Below are 18,246 nucleotides of genomic sequence, written 5' to 3'. Positions count from 1 at the left end.
GCGATACCGCTTAGCGCTCGTCCTTGAAGGACTCGCGCTCGATCAGCACCGTGTCGGCGCCGTCGGTCAGCCAGATCTGGCCATCCTGGATGGTGCATTGCAGCTGCATGGTGCGCTGGGCCATCTTGGCCAGCTGTTCGGTGGCTTCGGACTGCAGGTTGATCACGCTGAGGTTCTTGGCGCGATCCACCTTGTTGGCCAGCGCCTTCCACCAGATATGGCTGGTGGCGTTGTAGCTGTACACCACCACGTGCTCAGAGCGGCCAGCCCCCTTGAGCAGGCGCTTGTCGTCCGGCTGGCCCACTTCCACCCACAGCTGGATGGCGCCGGTCAGGTCCTTCTGCCACAGGTCCGGCTCGTCCACGTCGAACAGGCCCTTGGTGAAGGTCAGGTGCTCGTGCGCGTGGATGGCGAACGCCAGCAGGCGCACCATCATGCGCTCGTCGGTCTCGGACGGATGGCGCGCCAGCGTCAGCACATGCGTGTCGTAGTAATTGCGGTCCATGTCCGCAATCGATAGTTCTGCTTTGTAGATTGTTGCCTTGAGTGCCATTGCTTACTTCGCTAAATTCTAAAGGGTTATTTGAATACGACGGTCTTGGCGCCGTTCTGCAGCACGCGGTGTTCCACGAACCACTTCACGGCGCGCGCCAGCACCACGCACTCGACGTCGCGGCCGATGGCCGACAGCGTGTCCGCATCCATGGAATGGTCCACGCGCTCCACGTCCTGCTCGATGATGGGGCCTTCATCCAGGTCGCTGGTGACGAAGTGCGCCGTGGCGCCGATCAGCTTCACGCCGCGATGGTGCGCCTGCGCATACGGCTTGGCGCCCTTGAAACTGGGCAGGAAAGAATGGTGGATATTGATCGCCTTGCCCTTCAGGCGCGCGCACAGGCGCGGCGACAGGATTTGCATATAGCGCGCCAGCACCACCAGGTCGATCTGGTGATTGTCCATCAGCTCGATAATGCGCGCTTCCTGCGCCAGCTTGGCCTCCTCCGTCGCCCCGGCCGCCAGCGGCAGGTAATGGAAAGGAATGTTGTAGCTGGCCGCCAGCTGGTAGAAGTCCATGTGGTTGGACACGATGGCGGGAATCTCCACCGGCAGCAGGCCGCTCTTGTAGCGGAACAGCAAATCGTTCAGGCAGTGGCCGATTTTCGATACCATCAGCATCACGCGCGGCTTGGCGTGCGCGTCGCGCAGCTGCCAGTCCAGCTTCATGCTCTCGGCCAGCAGGGCAAAGTCGGCGCGCAGCTGCTCGTCGCTCACGCCCGGCTCGTCGCGCGAGAAATGCACGCGCATGAAAAACAGCTGCGATTCGGCGTCGCCGAACTGCGCGGAGTCGATGATGTTGCAACCGTGCTCAGCCAGGAAGCCCGACACGCGATGCACGATGCCGCGCTGGTCCAGGCAGGATAAAGTTAGGATGTATTCTGGATGCGTCATGTCAATTTGTAAGGTTAGACGAATATCAACCCGCTATTGTCGCACGCTTGTGCGGCCCCGCCGTTAATTTGAAAAATAGCACGATCGTTCAATTTTGCGCTATAGTTAGCAAAGCAGTTAAGAACCCCACCCATCAGGAGACATACAAATGACCTTGGAGAACCTGCAATTCCGCCTGGCCAACCGCCCCGTGGGCATGGCGAAGGACACCGACTTCCAGCAGGCGGCCGAAGCGCTGCGCGAGCTGGCCGACGGCGAGATCACCGTCAAGACGCTGTACCTGTCGCTGGACCCGGCCATGCGCGGCTGGATGAACGACGCCAAATCCTATATCCGCCCGGTGGCCATCGGCGAAGTGATGCGCGCCGGCGGCGTGGGTGAAGTGGTGGCCTCCAAGTCGCCAAAATTCGCGGTGGGCGACGTGGTCTCCGGCGGCATCGGCGTGCAGGCCTACTGGCAAGGCGCGGCCACCGACAAGACCGCGTCCTTCTTCAAGATCGACAGCAAGCTCGCGCCGCTGACCACCTGGATGAACACCCTGGGCATGCCCGGCATGACCGCCTACTTCGGCCTGCTGGAAGTGGGCCAGCCCAAAGCCGGCGAAACGGTGGTGGTATCCGGCGCGGCCGGCGCCGTGGGCCAGACCGTGGGCCAGGTGGCCAAGCAGCTCGGCTGCCGCGTGGTGGGCATTGCGGGCGGCAAAGAGAAATGCGACTTCGTGGTCAACGAGCTGGGCTTCGACGCCTGCATCGACTACAAGACCGGTTCGGTGCGCGACGGCCTGAAAGAGCACTGCCCGCAAGGCGTGGACGTGTACTTCGACAACGTGGGCGGCGACATCCTGGACACGGTGCTCACGCGCATCAACATGAAGGCGCGCATCGTCATCTGCGGCGCCATCTCGCAATACAACAACACCACCCCGGTCAAAGGCCCGGCCAACTACCTGTCGCTGCTGGTCAACCGCGCCCGCATGGAAGGCATGGTGGTGTTCGACTACGCCGACCGCTACCATCTGGGCGTGGCCGCGCTGGCGGGCTGGCTGAAGGAAGGCAAGATCAAGAGCAAGGAAGACGTGGTGCAAGGCCTGGAAAACTTCCCACAAGCACTGACGATGCTGTTCGAAGGCAAAAACTTCGGCAAACTTGTGCTCAAAGTCGCCTGAACCTCAAACTCGCGGAACTAAGCGCCGCGACGCTTCTCTAATTGACGGAGCAGCCAGCTTGGCTGCCCGTCCAACGTTCACGACGATCAAGGAGAAGGTCATGGCTACAAGCGAACAAGGCAAAGGCAGCACCACCAAGGGCACGGCAAAACGCGGCTTTGCGGCAATGGATGAAGCGCAGCAGCGCAGCATCGCCAGCAAGGGCGGCCAAGCCGCGCACCAGAAAGGCACGGCGCACGAGTTCGACTCCGAGGAAGCGCGCCGCGCCGGCCAGAAAGGCGGCGAGGCAGTCAGCCGTGACCGCGAGCATATGGCGGAAATCGGCCGCAAAGGCGGCGAAAGCCGCCAGTCCGCCAGCCGCCAATCGGCCAGCCGCGCCGCCGGCAACCGCCAGGGCGGCGACAAGACAGAAGGAAAATGAGGGCGCCGGCGAGGGCGGCCCGCCCGGCTGCTAGCCGGGTGCGCCGACGATGACGCTGGAGGCCTTGAACAAGGCGGTCACTTCCATGCCCTCCTTCAGCGCCAGCGCCGCGCAGCTTTCCAGCGTGACGGTGGCGCCTATGGTGCCGCCGCCGGGCAAGGCGATGCTTACGTCCGCATTCACGGCGCCCGGCACCAGGCGCGACACCACGCCTTTCAGCTGGTTGCGCGCCGACAGCCGCGCCCCTTCGGCGGACACCGCCACGATCACCGACGTCGCCTTCACCAGCGCGAACGCGGCCGAACCCACCGCCAGCCCCAGCGCTTCCGTGCTCTCGCGCGTGATGACGGCGACGATGCGCTGCCCGCCGACGATGTCCAAGCTCACTTCGTCGTTCACCGCGCCGGTCTTGATGGCGGCCACCGTGCCTGCGAAATGGTTGCGCGCGCTGGTTTTCATTTTCATGGTCTGGATCAAAAGGAAATCATCGGCCAGCGCATGCGACTGGCTGCTCAGGTGCTCGACAAACAGGCGGTGCTCGCGGTCTATCTTGCGAAAATTCTCCACCAGCTGCGCGCCGCGCCGGGTCAGGCGCGTGCCGCCGCCGCCCTTGCCGCCCGCCAGGCGTTCCACCAGCGGCTCGCCGGCCAGGTTGTTCATCGCCTCGATCGCGTCCCACGCGCCCTTGTAGCTCATCTTGACGGCCTTGGCGGCCTGCGTGATCGAGCCGTGTTCGGCGATGCTGGCCAGCAGCGCCACGCGGTCCGCGCCGCCCAGCTGCTGGCCGCCCACCGTCATCCAGACTTTGCCCTGCAAGGCCAGCTCTTGTCCTTGCTGCTGCTCCTGCTGCTTCTGCTCCTCAGCCATGGCCGCCCTCCTCCCTGTTTTCTTCAATGATGGCGCCATCGGCCATCGTCAGCACATGGTCGCCGAAGATGCGCGCATCTTCCGGATCATGGGTAATCATCAGCATGGGAATGCCCAGGCGCGCCAACAAGGCGTCCAGCTCGGCGCGCATGCGCACGCGCAGCACCGGGTCCAGCGCGGCAAAGGGCTCATCCAGCAGCAGCGCGGCCGGATCGGCGATCAGCGCGCGCGCCAGCGCCACGCGCTGCCGCTGCCCGCCCGACAGCTGCGACGGAAACTGGTGCGCCACCGCCTGCAGCTGGAAAGCCTCCAGCCAGTATTCCAGTTGTTCACCATGCGCGCGCGGCGAGGGATTGAACCATCCCTGCTTCAACCCGAACACGATATTCTGCCTTACGTTCAGATGCGGGAACAGCGCATAGTCCTGGAACAGATAGCCCACGCGGCGGCGCTGCACCGGCAGGTTGACGCGCGCCGCGCTGTCGAACAGGCGCCGCCCGCCGAGTTCTATGCTGCCCGCGTCCGGCGTAATCAGCCCCGCCACGGCTTTCAGCAGCATGCTCTTGCCCGCGCCCGAAGCGCCGTAAATGACGATGCGGCGGCTGTCCGACTGCAGGCGCGCCTTGAGCGTGAATTCGCGCGCGCCGGCGCGCAGGGTTTTGGCAATGTCGATCTGGATCTGCATATCAGGCCTCCCGTCTGGGCGTGAGCTTGTTGGCCAGCACCAGCACGGCGACGCAGGTGACGGAGGTGATGATGACCAGCAGATTGGCCGTATCGTCCTGCCCCGCCTGCACCGCCTCGTAGACGGCGATGGACAGCGTCTGCGTCTTGCCGGGGATGCTGCCCGCCACCATCAGCGTGGCGCCGAATTCGCCCATGGAGCGCGCGAACGCCAGCAAGGTGCCCGCCAGCACGCCACGCCAGGCCAGCGGCAAGGTCACGCGCAGGAACACGCCAACCGCCGGCACGCCCAGCACGCGGGCGGCGTCCTCCAGCTGCGTGTCCACCGTTTCAAAAGCGGAGCGCGCCGCCTTCAGCACCAGCGGGAACGCCACCACGGCGGCGGCAATCACTGCCGCCTGCCAGGTGAAGATCAGGTTGATGCCGAAGTGCTGCTGCAGCCAGTGGCCTATCGGGCCGTTGCGGCCGATCAGCACCAGCAGATAGTAGCCCAGCACCGTGGGCGGCATCACCATGGGCAGGGTCAGGAGCGCGTCCAGCGTGTCCCGGCCGGGGAAGCGGCAGCGCGCCAGCAGGTAGCCGAAAGCCACGCCGCACACCACGTCCAGCAGCGTGGCCCACAGCGCCACCTTCAGCGACAGGGCCAGGGCGATCCATGCGGACTGCATCACGCGGGATATCGATTACGGACGGCCGAAGCCGTATTTCGCCAGGATGGCCTGGCCGGCCGGCGCCTGCGCGAACGCCAGGAAAGCGCTTGCGCCGGCGGCGTTCGGCGCCGTGCGGATGGCGGCGATGGGGTACAGCACCGGCGTGGTGGTCGGCACTGGCAGCGCGACCTTCACCTTGTCCTTCATCACCAGCGCATCGGTGGCGTAGACGAAACCGGCGTCCACTTCGCCGCGCGCCACGTAGTCCAGACTCTGGCGCACCGAGGTGCCGAACACCAGCTTGGGCTCGACCGCGGCCCACAGACCGGCCGCCTCCAGCGCTTCCTTGCTGTAGCGGCCCACCGGCACGCCGGCGGGGTTGCCCATGGTGATGCGGGCCACGGCGGGCAGACGCAGGTCGGCCAGGGTTTTCAGCGGCAAAGTACTGGCGGAAGGCACCACCAGCACCAGCGTATTGCTGACGAAGTTCTTGCGGCTGCCGGCTGCCAGCAACTGCTGCTGCGCGGCCTTGTCCATCGCATCCTGGTCGGCGGAGGCGAACACGTCCACCGGGGCGCCCTTGGCGATCTGCGCAACGAGGGCGTCCGAGGCGGCGAAGTTCAGCAGCACCTTGTCGCCCGGATGCGCGGCCTCGTAGGCCTGCGCCAGTTCCTTGAAGGCGTTGGTCAGGCTGGCTGCGGCGGACACGGTAATGTCGGCGGCGAAGGCGCCGCCCAGGGCCGAGGCGAGCGCGGCGGCGAGACAAATCTTCTTCAGCATCAAGTACTCCTTCTGGATGGAAAACCGCAATATACCTGATTATATAGCGAAATATGATACATTCTCGCCTCCCCACCTATCCGGCAGTCCGTATATGCAGCCCCTGAAGTACCTCAGCGCCTATTCCGAGCAAATGCAGCAGCAAGTCCAGCAACTGATTGCGCAGGACAGGCTGGGCGAAGTGCTGAAAAAGCGCTACCCGAGCGCGCACGACATCCGCACCGACAAGGCGCTGTACCAGTACGTGCAGGATTTGAAGACCGAGCACCTGCGCAACGCCTCGCCGATCGACAAGGTGGCGTTCGACAGCAAGATCCACGTGATCAACCACGCGCTCGGGCTGCACACGTCCATCTCGCGGGTACAGGGCGGCAAGCTGAAGGCCAAGCACGAAATCCGCGTGGCCACCATGTTCAAGGAAGTGCCGCTGGAATTCCTGCGCATGATCGCCGTGCACGAGCTGGCGCACGTAAAGGAAAAGCAGCACGACAAAGCCTTCTACAAGCTCTGCACCTACATGGAACCGAACTACCACCAATACGAATTCGACCTGCGCCTCTACCTGACGCAGCTCGACATCAGCGGCAGCAAGCTCTGGTAAATTCCGAAATGCAAAAAGGGGTCAGGGTTAGTTTTCCCGTGCGGGAAAACTAACCCTGACCCCTTTTTGGTTAAAGGAAACGCTGCAGCAGCGCGCCCGGCTCGGATTCGACCATCATCATGGCCGCGTGCTGCGGGCGGATGAAGCCTTGTTCGGTGGCGTGGCCGATGAAGCCGACCAGGCTGTCGTAGAAGCCGTCCACGTTGAGCAGCCCTACCCGCTTGCTGTGGATGCCCAACTGCGACCAGGTCAGCATCTCGAACAGTTCTTCCATCGTGCCCATGCCGCCGGGCATGGCGATAAAGCCATCCGACAGCTGCGCCATCATGGCCTTGCGCTCGTGCATGTCCTTGACGACGAACTGGCGCGTCAGGCCGGTATGGCCCACTTCGCGCTCGACCAGGGCGGTGGGTATCACGCCCGTCACTTCGCCGCCCAGGCGCAGCACTTCGTCCGCGATCACGCCCATCAGGCCGACCTTGCCGCCGCCGTACACCAGCGACAGATTATGCTCGACCATGCCGCGCGCCAGCGCCCTGGCCGCTTCCGCGTAGCGCGGCGTGGCGCCGCCATTGGCGCCGCAGTAAACACACAACGATTTCACTTATTCTTCCTCGATCTCGGCCTTCGCCAGTTCCACGTCCAGCCGCTCGTTCGCGTCGCGCGCTTCGCACGCGGCTGCCTCTTCGTACAAGGCGACAGCTTCGTCCATTTTCTTCTTGCCGTCCAGCATGGCCAGCGCATTGGCGTATTCGATGCGCGCTATGGCGCTGTCTGGATTGAGCTCCAGCGCTTTCTTGAACAGCTTGTAGCCTTCTTCCTTTTTCGCGCCGTAGGTCAGCCCGCCTATCATGGCGCCCACCTTGTCGACGATCTCGGCGTGGTAGCTGCCCAGCGCAATGTGGGCGTCGGCGTGCTTGGGGGCCAGCTTGATGGCCATGTCCAGGCTGTTCTTGACCTTGGCGCCTATGCCCTGCGCCAGCGCCTTGACCACCGAGATGCCCTGCGCGTAGCGGCCCAGCGAGTAGGCGTGCCAATACCAGGCTGCGGCGTTCTTGGGCTGCTCTTGCTGCTGCTGTTCGCAGCGCTCGGCCACTTCCTGGAAGATGGCGAGCTTTTTCTTTTCGCTCGGCTCCAGATAGGTGGCGTAGATGCAGGTGGCGCGGTGCGCCACCGCGTAGCCGTCCGCGCCCTGCGCCAGGCCCAGCTCCGCGGCTTTTTCGAACTCGCCGGCATGGTAGGCGATCCAGGCTTGCACCAGTTCCGCCTTGGCCGGGTAAGGCTCGGCGTCGTTGGCGTGCAGGCGCGGCCAGGCTTTTTTCAAACTGGCTGCCGTGTAGACGTAAGCGTCTTCAGGATGCGGGAAGGTCTTCCATGCCATGCTTATCTCCTCAGGTTATCTTTTTTAGGTATTCTTCCGACAGTTTCTGGAACAGCAGCTGCGTTTCATTGCGCAGGTAGGGGCCGATTTGCGACAGCACCTGGTAGCAGCCGCGCGCCAGCGCGTCCGCCATGGACTGCTGCTCGCTGTATTTGCGCGGGTTGCGCACGTATTCGTAGGACAGCCAATACGTCGCCACCACCACCATATTGGTCGACATGGCGTCGATCACCGCGTCCGACGCTTCCAGCGAGCCTTCGCTGCGCAGGTCTTCGCACAGCTGCTTGGCCACCTTGATCTTGTGCGCCAGGATCTGCTTGAAATGCAGCTCCAGCTTGCGGTTGCGCGACAGCAGGTCGTTCAGGTCGCGGTAGAAAAAGCGGTAGCGCCAGATCAGTTCAAACATCAAATGCAGATACAGCCACACGTCTTCGATATTGGAGCGGCGGCCGTCCGGCACTTGCAATATGCGTTCTATCTCCCCTTCGAATTGCGTGAAGATGGAATTGACGATGTCGTCCTTGTTGCGGAAGTGGTAGTACAGATTGCCGGGCGAGATATTCATCTCCTCGGCGATCACCGTCGTCGTGATATTGGGCTCGCCGAATTCATTAAACAGGCGCAGGGATAATTCGAGAATTCGTTCGCGGGTACGGCGAGGTGCTTTCTGTAGCATGGCGGATGATCTTTGTTTTTGTTCCCGCAAGGATAACACCGATGATGCGCTTTTAGAAACGGCGTACCGGTCAGCGCCCATGCGCTACTTTCAGGTAGCGCTCCAGGTCGGACAGGGCCGCATCCAGCCGCCCGAGGGCCTTGCGGCGCGGCCGCTGGCGCACAAGGGTCAGGCTGCTGTCTTCCAGCACGTTCAGCTTCAGGCGCATGCCGTGCCGCGCCAGCCGGGCGCCCAGCTCATGGCGCTGCTGCCACAGTATCAGCCGCGTGTTCTGGTAGGCCTGCTCGCAGGTGCGGCGGCGGTTGTTATAGCTGAACATATTGGTGAAGAACAGCTCGGCGTCGTGCTCGCTGGGCTGGAACAGCAGGATGTCCACGTCCGGATGGCTGACCTGGTAGCTGGCGAGCCCGGTTTCCAGGCGCGAGTGCAGGATGGAACGCACGGTCTGCGACAGCACGTCGATCAGGCCGCCGTTGGTGAGCTTGCGCGCGCCCTGCTTGAAGCGGGCGTTGTAGGGCACGATGGGGTTCACGCACAGCAGCAGGTCCACGCCGTGCTCGAGCGCGATGGAGCCGTGCATGGTCTTGCGCAGCGCGCCGTCGACAAAATGGTGGCCGCCGATTTCCACCGGCGGGAACAGGCCGGGCACGGCGGAGCTGGCTTGCACGGCGACCGAGATCGGCGTGTCGTCCCGGCCGGGCTCGCCGAAGCAGACGGCTTTGCCGGTATCGAGGTCGGTGGCGACGATGCGCAGCTTGCGCCGCAACTGGCGGAAGTCGTTGCTGCGGCCCGGGGCGGCGAAGGCGGCCTTGAGGAAGTTGCCGATGGCGTCGCCGGACAGGAAGCCGGCCGGCAGCGCTTCGGTCAGGCGCTCGAAGGACGAGGCCAGGCTGCCGCGCTGGCGCGCGTAGTGCAGCGCGCCGCCGGCCAGCAAGCCGGGCAGCATGCGCGCGCGGCGGCCGAACTCGCGCAGGGCCGGGCGCAGCAGGGTTTCGGGTTTGAACAGCATGCCGCCGGCCGGGGCGTGCGGATCGTCCACATCGCTCTCGACGAACAGGCGGCACATCTGGTGCGGGGTGTAGCCGTTGGCCAGCGCGGCGCTGATGATGGCGCCGGCGCTGACGCCGACATAGATTTCGGCGTCGTTCAGGTCCAGGCCTTCAATGGCTTCGGCAATCGCGGCCAGCGCGCCTATCTCGTAGACGACGGCCAGCGGTCCGCCGCCAGCCAGGGCCAGGCCGACCTTGGGTGCCACGGCAGGCGCGGCGGCGGGTTTTCTAGGCATAGACTTTCATTGCAGCTTTCCCTCGGACCCGGTCCGCGAACGGACCGGGGGAGGAGGACCGAGGGAACTGTTACAGCCGGCTCGATTAAGCAGCTTAATTAAGCGGCTTTATTGGCGGCGCTGACCGATTCAGCGGTCGGGAAGGCGATCGCTGGAGCCTTGGGAGCAGCTTTAGCTTTTGGAGCGGCCTTCACGGCCGGCTTGGCTGCCGGCTTGGCGGCGGCTTTGGCAGCAGGCTTGGCGGCGGCTTTGGCGGCTGGCTTGGCAGCGGCCTTTGCTGCAGGCTTGGCGGCTGGCTTGGCGGCCTTGGCGGCTGGCTTAGTGGCTACCTTGGTGGCTGGCTTGGCGGCTGGCTTGGCAGCGGCTTTCGGCGCGGCTTTGGCCGGGGCCAGCTTCTTGCCGGTCAGTGCTTCCACGGCCTTGGTCAGCGCTTCAACGCGGGCATTCAGTTCCTGCACGTCCTTCTGGGTCGGCACGCCGATGGTGCCCAGGGCGCGCGACACGCGGTCTTCGAAGACCTGCTCCAGCTTGTCCCACGAACCGGCGGCTTGCTTGCCCACGCCGGACACGGTTTCACGCACTTCCGATACTTTGTCTTCCGCCAGGTCGCGGGTGCGCTGCTGCAGCGCGTTGCCCTCTTTAACCAGCTTGGCGAACACGCGGCCGCCCTCTTCCTGCGCCTTGGCAAATGCGCCCAGGCCGGCTTGCCAGATTTGCTGGGCCGAATTGCGCACTGCGCTGGCCAATTGCTTGTCGTCGGCGTTCGCCAGGGATTTCAATTTCTTTACCATAGTGGGCTCCAGTGGGATTCGTTGGGTAGGTTCGTTACTTTTGATGAAATCATTCTAGGCCGCATTTCTAGAGATGGGCTTCTAATGGGATAGAGCGGCGGTTCTAATCAACTCTGCAACAGCGCTTGCCATTTGTTGCCCATCCTGTAATGATTGTCCGCGGCAAATACCTAAGAATAAAGGAGAGACTTGATGCAATATTTTGTTACCGGAGCCACCGGATTTATCGGCAAGCGCCTCGTGAAAAAACTGCTGGCGCGCAAAGGCAGCGTCGTCTATTTCCTGATGCGCGAAAGCAGCCGCGACAAGCTCGCCGGCCTGTATGAATATTGGGGCACCACCAAAGCCCGCGCCATTCCGGTATTCGGCGACCTGCGCAGCGCCAAGCTCGGCGTGTCCAAGGACGATATCAAGAAACTAGCCAAAACTGTCGACCATTTCTATCACCTGGCCGCCGTCTACGATATGCTGGCGGACGCCGAGGAACAGATCGCGGTGAATGTGGAAGGCACGCGCAATACCGTCGATTTCGCCAACGCCATCCAGGCCGGCACGCTGCACCATGTGAGCTCGATTGCCGCCGCCGGCATGTTCGAGGGTATCTTCCGCGAAGACATGTTCGACGAAGCCGAGAATCTCGACCATCCCTACTTCGCCACCAAGCACGAATCCGAGAAAATCGTCCGCAATGAAACCAAGGGCGCGTGGCGCGTATACCGCCCCGGCCTGGTGGTGGGCGATTCCAAGACCGGCGAAATGGACAAGATCGACGGCCCGTACTACTTCTTCAAGCTGATACAGCGCATCCGCCAGCTGCTGCCGCCGTGGATGCCCACCATCGGCATCGAGGGCGGCCGCATCAACATCGTGCCGGTGGACTACGTGGTCAACGCCATGGACCACATTTCCCATCTGCCCAAGCTGGACGGCCGCGCCTTCCACCTGACCGACCCCGAGCCGATGCGCGTGGGCGAGGTGCTCAACACCTTCTGCCGCGCCGCCCATGCGCCGACCATGAGCATCCGCATCAACGCCGCGCTGTTCGGCTTCATTCCGAAGTCGATCAAGAAAGGCGTGTTTGCGCTGTCGCCGGTGCGCCGCGTGCGCGACGCCGTGATGAAGGACCTGGGCCTGCCGCCGGACCTGATGACTTTCGTGAACTACCCTACCCGCTTCGACAACCGCGACACCGCGCAAGCGCTGAAGGGCACCGGCATCGCCTGCCCGCCGCTGGAGAAATACGCCGCGCCGGTGTGGGACTACTGGGAACGCAATCTGGACCCGGACCTGTTCATCGACCACACGCTGCGCGGCCAGGTGGCTGGCAAGGTAGTGCTGGTGACGGGCGGCTCGTCCGGCATCGGCCTGGCGGCGGCGCACAAGCTGGCCGAAGCGGGCGCCATCACCATCATCTGCGGCCGCGACGAGGACAAGCTGCTGGAAGCGAAGAAGGAAGTGGAAGCGCGCGGCTTCGAGCTGATCACCTACCCGGCCGACCTGTCGGACATGGCCGATTGCGACCGCTTCGCCCAGGTGCTGATCGCCAACCACGGCGGCGTGGACGTGCTGGTGAATAACGCCGGCCGCTCGATCCGCCGCGCCATCGAAGCGAGCTACGACCGCTTCCACGACTTCGAGCGCACCATGCAGCTGAACTACTTCGGCGCGCTGCGCCTGACCATGGCGCTGCTGCCGTCGATGACGGCCAAGAAGCGCGGCCACGTCATCAACATCTCGTCCATCGGCGTGCTGACCAACGCGCCGCGCTTCTCGGCCTATGTGGCCTCGAAAGCGGCGCTGGACGCGTGGACGCGCTGCGCCTCGTCCGAGCTGCAGGATCTGGGCATCAAGTTCACCACCATCAATATGCCGCTGGTGCGCACGCCGATGATTGCCCCGACCAAGATCTACCAGAACGTGCCGACGCTGTCGCCGGAGGAAGCAGCCGACCTGATCGCCAACGCCATCGTCTACAAGCCGGTGCGCATCGCCACCCGCGTGGGCATCTTCGGCCAGGTGCTGCACGCCATCATGCCGCGCGTGGCGCAGATCGTGCTCAACACCAGCTTCCGCATGTTCCCGGATTCGGACGCGGCCAAAGGCGAAGGCAAGAAGGCGCCGCAGATGTCGTCCGAGCAGATCGCCATGCAGCAGCTGCTGCGCGGCGTGCACTTCTAAGCTAGTGGCCCGCCTTGGCCGGCACGCCGGCCTTGGCCTCGCCCGGCAGCGGGTAGCCGGGCAGCCATTTGCGGTGCAGCTTCTGGAAGGTGCCGTCGCGCTTCATGTCGCGCAGCGCGGCGTCCCAGGCCTGCACGGTGGCCAGCGGCGTGGCCCTGGAAAAGGCAAAATTGACTTCCTGCGTTTCCAGGTGCTGCAGCAGTTCCACGTCGCCGTCGCGCAGGCCCGCCACCCGGGCCGCGTCCATGGCGATTTCCTCGCCTTCGAACCACAGGTCGAACCTGCCCTGCACCAGCATGCGCGCCGCCGATTCCGAGCCGTTGGTCTCGTCCGTGATGCGGTAGCCATGCCGCTGCGCGATACCGATAAAAGCGCTGCCGCGCCGGGCGCCGCCACGCAGCGCCAGCCAGCTGCTGCTGCCCTGTGCGCGCAGTTGCGGGGCCTGGGCCTTGCTGGCGAAAATGGCGACATAGGAATTGAAAATAGGGCCGACAAAGCGCATCGTCAGCTCGCGCTCGGGCGTCCGCACCATGGTCAGCGCCATCACGTTCGGCGCCGCCAGCGCCAGGGCGCTGGCGCGCGCCCAGGGCACCACCTTGATGTCGTCACGCCGGTTCAAGCGGTAGGCCACCTGCTGGGCAAGTTCGACGGCAAGGCCGGCCGGCTTGCCGTTCTCGGTAAAGCAGATCGGTTTGCTCTCCATGCCATAGATGACCAGCGCGGGCTCCGGCTCCGCGGCGCGGGCCGCGCCCGCCATCAGAGCCAGCAAAACCAGCAACTGCAATAGTCTTCCCGGTGCTTGCATAGGTATCCGCCAGTAGAGTGATCGCCCCAGCCGCCATATTACTCTTTCCGCTCAGGGATGTTTGGCGTCTCGGGCGTCGGGCGGCAGCGGGTAGTGCGGCAGCCATTTGCGGTGGATCTTCTGGAAGCTGCCGTCGCGTTTCATCTCGCGCAGGGCGGCGTCCCAGGCCTGCACGGTGGCTTGCGGAGTGCCGGCCGAGAAGGCGAAATTCACGTCGTCCGTGCTGAGCTGGCGCACCAGCTCCACGTCGCCGCGCGCGTAGCCCGCCTGTTCCAGCGCGTGGCCGATGATTTCCTCGCCGTCGAACCACAGGTCGAAGCGGCGGCTCATCAGCATGCGGGCGGCCAGCTCCGAACTGACTGGTTCGTCGGTCACGGTATAGCCCTTGCTGCGCGCGCGCTCCACAAACACGCTGCCGCGCCGGGCGCCGCCCCGCAGCTGGTAGATGCCGTCGCCCATGGCGGCTATCCTGGCCGCCTCGCCCTTGCGGGTAAAGACAGAGATATAGCCGACAAACACCGGGCCGACAAAACTGAGGCGCCGCTCACGCTCCGGCGTGCGGATGATGGACAGCAGCAGAATATTGGGCTGGTTCAGGGCCAGGGTGTTGGCGCGCGCCCAGGGCACGATTTCGATCGGGTCGCGCCGGCCCAGCCGCTGCTGGATGTGCTGCGCAATCTCGACCACGATGCCCGAGGGGCCGGCCTCGCCCATGAAGCTGACCGGCTTGCTCTCCATGCCGTAGATGCGCAGCGGGGCCTCCTGCGCCCCGGCCTCGCCGGGGGCCAGCAGCAGCGCCAGGCACAGTGCCAGCGGCAGCGCCCGCAGCGCCGTCCTGCGCGAAAGGCGCTGCGCGCACACCGGCTTACGCTGCCACTTGCGAAGGCCCGCCGTGCAACTGGCTGTGCAGGCGGAAGCCTTCCTTGATGTTCTCGCGCAGCACCGCGCCTTTCCACGGCTTGGTGTAGAAGCGGTCGATGGCGCCGTGGTTGATGGCGGCCATGATGGGCGTCAGGTCGGCATAGGCCGACAGCATGATGCGGAAGGTGTCCGGCGCCAGGTTTTTCACCCGCTCCATAAACTCGGTGCCGCTCATCAAAGGCATGCACTGGTCGCACAGGATCACCTGCACCTTGTGCCGCGCCAGCACATCGAAACCCTCGGCCGCCGTCTGCGCGGTGAGGATGCGGTAGCCGTCCTGCGCCAGGAAGTCGCTCAGCACGTCGAGCATGAAGGCGTCGTCGTCGACGATCAGCAAGGTCTGCTGGTCGGCCTGGACCTCGTCCACCGGCGCCTGCAGGCATTTGCCGTCCCGCAGCATGGCCTCGAATTCTTCCTCCGGCAGCGGCCGGCTGAAGTAATAGCCCTGCATCTCGTCGCAATTGTGGCGGCGCAGATAGGCCAGCTGCGCGTCGCGCTCCACGCCCTCGGCGATCACCTGCAGCTTCAGGCTGTGCGCCATGTTGATAATGGCCAGCACGATGGCCGCGTCGTCCGGATTGCTGGTCACTTCGCGCACGAAGGCGATGTCGATTTTCAGCTTGTCGATCGGGAAGCGCTTCAGATAGGCCAGCGAGGAATAGCCGGTGCCGAAATCGTCGATGGAAATCTGGATGCCGAGCTTCTTCAGGTTCTGCAGCACCGTGATGGTTTCCTCGGCGTTCGACATCAGCGAGCTTTCCGTCAGCTCCAGCTCCAGCAGCTCGGGCGCGATGTCGTGCTGCTTGATGGCGCGCATGACCTCCTCCTCCAGCCCGCCCACGAAGAACTGGATGCCGGACACGTTGACCGACAGGTGCACCGCGCCGATGCGGGTCTTGCCCCATTCAGCGATTTTGCGGCAGGCCTCGTTGAGCACCCAGGTGCCCACCCGCACGATCAGCCCGGTCTCTTCCAGGATGGGGATGAACAGCGCCGGCGACACCATGCCGTGGCCGGGCCGCTTCCAGCGTATCAGCGCCTCGGCGCCGCTCACGCGGCCGCTGCCGATGTCGATCTTGGGCTGGTAGTACAGCACGAATTCGTCGTTGTCGATGGCGCGCCGCAGCGCGTTTTCCAGGTCCAGGCGCGCCAGCGACTGCGCGTTCATCTCCGCCGTGAAGAAGCGGAAGGCGTCGCGCCCGGCGGCCTTGGCGCGGTACATGGCGGTGTCGGCGTACTGTATCAGCGTATCGGCGTCGGCGCCGTCGTCTGGGAAGACCGAGATGCCGATGCTGGCCGTCACCGTCACCTCGTGGCCCTTCAGGTCGAAAGGCTTGCGCATCGATTCGCGGATCTTGTCGACCACCGCGATGGCGTTCTGCGCGCCCTCGGGCAGCATCAGGATGGCGGCGAATTCGTCGCCGCCGAAGCGGCCTATGGTGTCGCGCACGCGCAGGCAGTCCACCAGGCGGCTGGAGAACTGGCGCAGCAGCTCGTCGCCTATGGTGTGGCCCAGGGTGTCGTTGATGTTCTTGAAGCGGTCCATGTCCAGGAACAGCACCGCCAGCGCCCATTTGTGCTCGGCCGCCTGGTGCAGCGAATGCGTCAGCGAGTCGTAGAACTGGCTGCGGTTGGGCAGGCCGGTCAGGGTGTCGAAGTGGGCCAGCTTGAGCAGGCGCTGCTCGGCCTCCTTGCGCTCGGTGATGTCGCGCGCCACGGCCACCAGGATCCAGCTCTCGCCCGAGCGCAGCGTGCGGCGCTGCACTTCCACCGACAGCGGCGAGCCGTCCTTGCGCTGCAGCAGCAGCTCGGCCATGGCGCCGCTCTGGTCGCCGGCCAGCAGCTTGTCGTACAGGTCTTCCAGGCGGCGCAGGTCGCCGTCCACCGACTTGTTGGGGCCGACCTTGAGGAAGTCCTCGCGCAGGTAGCCCAGCATGCGGCAGGCGGTCGCGTTCACGTCCACGAAGCACATGCCGGCGCGGTCGACCAGGAAGATGGCGTCTGCGGTGGCGTCCATGGCCAGGCGGAAGCGGCGCAGGTCCTCGTCCAGGCGGATGCGGGCATTCATGTCCAGCTGCAGCTGGGCGTGGTGGCGGCGGATCTGGTCGTACAGCAGCAGGTTCTCGTAGGCCACCGAAATCTGCGCCGCCACCGTGGCGGCCACGCGCTCGTCCACTTCGCTGAAGCTGTCCGCGCCCAGCTTGTCGACCAGGTAAAGCCAGCCGTGGATGCGCTCGCGCGAGGCGATCGGCACGCCGAGGAAGGAGTGCACCGCCGGATGGCTGGCCGGCAGGCCGATGGCGGCCGGGTCGCCCGGCAGCGCGTCGATGCGCACCGGCTGGCGCTGTTCCAGCAGCCCGCCCAGCACGCCGGCGCGCGGCGAGGAAGCGATCAGGCGCGCCTGCTGGCCCACGCCGCAGGCGGCGAAATGGCTCAGCTCAAGGGCGCCCGCTTCCAGCACGCCGATGCAGGCGTACTTGGACACGCAGATGTTCTGCGCCACCCGGCAGCCCACTTCGATCAGCGCCTGCGGGTCGCGCTCGGCGCCCAGCTCGATGCCCAGCTCGATCAGCGCGGTCAGGCGCAAGCTCACCGCCTGCAGGCTGGACAGGGAACGCGACAGGCGCTCCGTCATCGACGTCAGCGGCTCGGCGCTGGCGTGCGGCGCCTCGCCGTGGCTGGCCATCTGCGACAGCAGCGCGCTGCTCGATTCGAGCTCGCCCAGATACTCGGCCACCTTGTTGTCGATGCCGAGGTAGCGCCCGCCGCTGGGCGGCTCGGGCGAGAACTGCGGCACCTCGTCCTCGCCGTCCGGCAGCACGCCCAGCGCCTCGCGCACGGTGCGCAGTATCACGTCCGGGTCGGACGGCTTGGGCAGCACCCAGCGCACGCCGCAGGCCTCGGCCACCGCCATCGCCTCGCGCTCGCGGTAGGTGGCGGTGTAGAAGATGATGGGCACGTGCGCCGTGTCCGGATTGCTGTGCATGCGGGTGACAAACTCGTAGCCGTCCATATTCGGCATCAGGATGTCGGAGATGACCAGGTCGGGCCGTTCGGCGCTGACCATTTTCAGTCCCTCGGCGCCGTTGGAGGCCTCCAGCAGGCGGTGGCCGCCGTAGCCCAGCAAGGTCATCAGGAATTCGCGGTTAAGCACATGGTCGTCCACGATGAGGATGGTGGCGATGTCGTTTTTAGCCGGGGGCGACACCTCCCCCGGCAAGAAAGACTCGATCTGCGCCACGAAGGTGTCCGGCTCGATGGGCTTGCCGATATAGCCGTCGAAGCCGGCCGCCAGCAGGCGCTCGCGGTCGCCCACCATGGCCAGCGCGGTCACGGCCAGCGCCGGGATGGGGCGCAGCGCCGGGTCCTGCTTGAGCTGGGCCACCACACCGTAGCCGTCCAGCTTGGGCAGGTGCACGTCGCAGATGATCAGGTCGGGCCGCTCGCGCCGCGCGGTGGCCACGCCCTCCTCGCCGTCATGCGCCATCAGCGGGGTATAGCCGAAGGCGTTGAGCAGGTACACCATCAGCTCCATATTGGTCGGATTGTCTTCTATGATAAGGATGCGTGCGGACACGTTTGCGCTCCCGGT

Annotated in this window: 18 protein-coding genes; 4 read left to right on the top strand and 14 right to left on the bottom strand. The window is 64.9% G+C overall.

The window, feature by feature from the left end; translation table 11 throughout:
* Positions 1–10: 10 nt before the first annotated feature.
* Both AC07S4_RS15520 and purU read right to left on the bottom strand, forming a co-directional pair.
* The gene (locus tag AC07S4_RS15520; RefSeq protein ID WP_494987500.1) at positions 11–553 is read right to left on the bottom strand and encodes a YaeQ family protein; all 543 of its coding nucleotides are present in this window, start codon (positions 551–553) and stop codon (positions 11–13) included.
* Positions 554–579: 26 nt separating this feature from the next.
* Positions 580–1,449 (bottom strand): formyltetrahydrofolate deformylase, encoded by an 870-nt coding sequence (purU, locus tag AC07S4_RS15515; protein WP_494987499.1) that lies wholly within the window; start codon positions 1,447–1,449, stop codon positions 580–582.
* A 148-nt stretch (positions 1,450–1,597) separates the two neighbouring features.
* Here purU and AC07S4_RS15510 point away from each other — a divergent pair, with 148 nt between their 5' ends.
* Both AC07S4_RS15510 and AC07S4_RS15505 read left to right on the top strand, forming a co-directional pair.
* The gene (locus tag AC07S4_RS15510; protein ID WP_494987498.1) at positions 1,598–2,614 is read left to right on the top strand and encodes an NADP-dependent oxidoreductase; all 1,017 of its coding nucleotides are present in this window, start codon (positions 1,598–1,600) and stop codon (positions 2,612–2,614) included.
* Positions 2,615–2,714: 100 nt separating this feature from the next.
* Positions 2,715–3,035, top strand: coding sequence for a KGG domain-containing protein (locus AC07S4_RS15505; RefSeq protein WP_494987497.1), 321 nt, complete (start codon positions 2,715–2,717; stop codon positions 3,033–3,035).
* Positions 3,036–3,065: 30 nt separating this feature from the next.
* Here the strand turns inward: AC07S4_RS15505 and AC07S4_RS15500 are convergent, their stop codons facing one another.
* Genes AC07S4_RS15500 through modA form a run of 4 tightly spaced genes read right to left on the bottom strand, consistent with a single transcriptional unit; the run spans position 3,066 to position 6,016 of the window.
* Positions 3,066–3,902 (bottom strand): TOBE domain-containing protein, encoded by an 837-nt coding sequence (locus AC07S4_RS15500; RefSeq protein WP_494987496.1) that lies wholly within the window; start codon positions 3,900–3,902, stop codon positions 3,066–3,068.
* Positions 3,895–4,587 carry an ATP-binding cassette domain-containing protein gene (locus AC07S4_RS15495; RefSeq protein ID WP_494987495.1) on the bottom strand — a complete coding sequence of 231 codons (693 nt, stop codon included), beginning with the start codon at positions 4,585–4,587 and terminating at the stop codon, positions 3,895–3,897. The genes AC07S4_RS15500 and AC07S4_RS15495 overlap by 8 nt, the downstream gene beginning before the upstream one ends.
* Position 4,588: 1 nt before the next feature.
* Positions 4,589–5,254, bottom strand: coding sequence for a molybdate ABC transporter permease subunit (gene modB / locus AC07S4_RS15490; protein ID WP_494987750.1), 666 nt, complete (start codon positions 5,252–5,254; stop codon positions 4,589–4,591).
* A gap of 15 nt (positions 5,255–5,269) precedes the next feature.
* Positions 5,270–6,016 (bottom strand): molybdate ABC transporter substrate-binding protein, encoded by a 747-nt coding sequence (gene modA / locus AC07S4_RS15485; RefSeq protein ID WP_494987494.1) that lies wholly within the window; start codon positions 6,014–6,016, stop codon positions 5,270–5,272.
* A gap of 94 nt (positions 6,017–6,110) precedes the next feature.
* Between modA and AC07S4_RS15480 the strand changes: the two genes are divergently transcribed.
* Positions 6,111–6,617 carry a YgjP-like metallopeptidase domain-containing protein gene (locus AC07S4_RS15480; RefSeq protein WP_161075115.1) on the top strand — a complete coding sequence of 169 codons (507 nt, stop codon included), beginning with the start codon at positions 6,111–6,113 and terminating at the stop codon, positions 6,615–6,617.
* A 70-nt stretch (positions 6,618–6,687) separates the two neighbouring features.
* Here AC07S4_RS15480 and AC07S4_RS15475 read toward each other — a convergent pair whose 3' ends face one another.
* The 5 genes from AC07S4_RS15475 to AC07S4_RS15455 form a co-directional block, all read right to left on the bottom strand.
* On the bottom strand, positions 6,688–7,221 hold the full coding sequence (locus AC07S4_RS15475) for an LOG family protein (RefSeq protein WP_494987493.1): 534 nt from the start codon (positions 7,219–7,221) through the stop codon (positions 6,688–6,690).
* On the bottom strand, positions 7,222–7,998 hold the full coding sequence (locus AC07S4_RS15470; RefSeq protein WP_494987492.1) for a hypothetical protein: 777 nt from the start codon (positions 7,996–7,998) through the stop codon (positions 7,222–7,224).
* A 10-nt stretch (positions 7,999–8,008) separates the two neighbouring features.
* On the bottom strand, positions 8,009–8,674 hold the full coding sequence (locus AC07S4_RS15465; protein ID WP_107870807.1) for a TetR/AcrR family transcriptional regulator: 666 nt from the start codon (positions 8,672–8,674) through the stop codon (positions 8,009–8,011).
* Positions 8,675–8,744: 70 nt separating this feature from the next.
* Entirely contained in the window at positions 8,745–9,959 is a 1,215-nt protein-coding gene (locus AC07S4_RS15460; RefSeq protein WP_494987491.1) for a patatin-like phospholipase family protein, read from the bottom strand.
* 98 nt (positions 9,960–10,057) lie between these two features.
* The gene (locus tag AC07S4_RS15455) at positions 10,058–10,750 is read right to left on the bottom strand and encodes a phasin family protein (RefSeq protein ID WP_494987490.1); all 693 of its coding nucleotides are present in this window, start codon (positions 10,748–10,750) and stop codon (positions 10,058–10,060) included.
* A 192-nt stretch (positions 10,751–10,942) separates the two neighbouring features.
* On the opposite strand from AC07S4_RS15455, the gene AC07S4_RS15450 reads away from it, so the two are divergent.
* Positions 10,943–12,928, top strand: coding sequence for an SDR family oxidoreductase (locus AC07S4_RS15450; protein WP_494987489.1), 1,986 nt, complete (start codon positions 10,943–10,945; stop codon positions 12,926–12,928).
* Between the two features lies 1 nt (position 12,929).
* Here the strand turns inward: AC07S4_RS15450 and AC07S4_RS15445 are convergent, their stop codons facing one another.
* From AC07S4_RS15445 to AC07S4_RS15435, 3 genes are all read right to left on the bottom strand, one after another.
* Positions 12,930–13,712, bottom strand: a complete 783-nt coding sequence (locus AC07S4_RS15445; protein ID WP_494987488.1) for a substrate-binding periplasmic protein — start codon at positions 13,710–13,712, stop codon at positions 12,930–12,932.
* Between the two features lie 72 nt (positions 13,713–13,784).
* The gene (locus AC07S4_RS15440) at positions 13,785–14,594 is read right to left on the bottom strand and encodes a substrate-binding periplasmic protein (RefSeq protein ID WP_494987487.1); all 810 of its coding nucleotides are present in this window, start codon (positions 14,592–14,594) and stop codon (positions 13,785–13,787) included.
* Between the two features lie 4 nt (positions 14,595–14,598).
* A complete protein-coding gene (locus tag AC07S4_RS15435) occupies positions 14,599–18,231 on the bottom strand; it encodes an EAL domain-containing protein (RefSeq protein ID WP_494987486.1) in 3,633 nt (1,210 codons plus the stop codon).
* Between the last annotated feature and the right edge of the window lie 15 nt (positions 18,232–18,246).

The organism is Pseudoduganella sp. GW821-FHT05F09, from assembly GCF_059419605.1.
This window is presented reverse-complemented; position numbering and strand designations above follow the sequence as displayed.

Bases quoted from the DNA above. Each gene is read 5' to 3' on its own strand.
- AC07S4_RS15450 (WP_494987489.1), top strand. From the start codon at position 10,943: ATGCAATATTTTGTTACCGGAGCCACCGGATTTATCGGCAAGCGCCTC.
- modB (WP_494987750.1), bottom strand. From the start codon at position 5,254: ATGCAGTCCGCATGGATCGCCCTGGCCCTGTCGCTGAAGGTGGCGCTG.
- AC07S4_RS15465 (WP_107870807.1), bottom strand. From the start codon at position 8,674: ATGCTACAGAAAGCACCTCGCCGTACCCGCGAACGAATTCTCGAATTA.
- AC07S4_RS15505 (WP_494987497.1), top strand. From the start codon at position 2,715: ATGGCTACAAGCGAACAAGGCAAAGGCAGCACCACCAAGGGCACGGCA.
- modA (WP_494987494.1), bottom strand. From the start codon at position 6,016: ATGCTGAAGAAGATTTGTCTCGCCGCCGCGCTCGCCTCGGCCCTGGGC.
- AC07S4_RS15500 (WP_494987496.1), bottom strand. From the start codon at position 3,902: ATGGCTGAGGAGCAGAAGCAGCAGGAGCAGCAGCAAGGACAAGAGCTG.
- AC07S4_RS15510 (WP_494987498.1), top strand. From the start codon at position 1,598: ATGACCTTGGAGAACCTGCAATTCCGCCTGGCCAACCGCCCCGTGGGC.
- AC07S4_RS15495 (WP_494987495.1), bottom strand. From the start codon at position 4,587: ATGCAGATCCAGATCGACATTGCCAAAACCCTGCGCGCCGGCGCGCGC.
- AC07S4_RS15460 (WP_494987491.1), bottom strand. From the start codon at position 9,959: ATGCCTAGAAAACCCGCCGCCGCGCCTGCCGTGGCACCCAAGGTCGGC.
- AC07S4_RS15480 (WP_161075115.1), top strand. From the start codon at position 6,111: ATGCAGCCCCTGAAGTACCTCAGCGCCTATTCCGAGCAAATGCAGCAG.
- AC07S4_RS15470 (WP_494987492.1), bottom strand. From the start codon at position 7,998: ATGGCATGGAAGACCTTCCCGCATCCTGAAGACGCTTACGTCTACACG.
- purU (WP_494987499.1), bottom strand. From the start codon at position 1,449: ATGACGCATCCAGAATACATCCTAACTTTATCCTGCCTGGACCAGCGC.
- AC07S4_RS15520 (WP_494987500.1), bottom strand. From the start codon at position 553: ATGGCACTCAAGGCAACAATCTACAAAGCAGAACTATCGATTGCGGAC.
- AC07S4_RS15455 (WP_494987490.1), bottom strand. From the start codon at position 10,750: ATGGTAAAGAAATTGAAATCCCTGGCGAACGCCGACGACAAGCAATTG.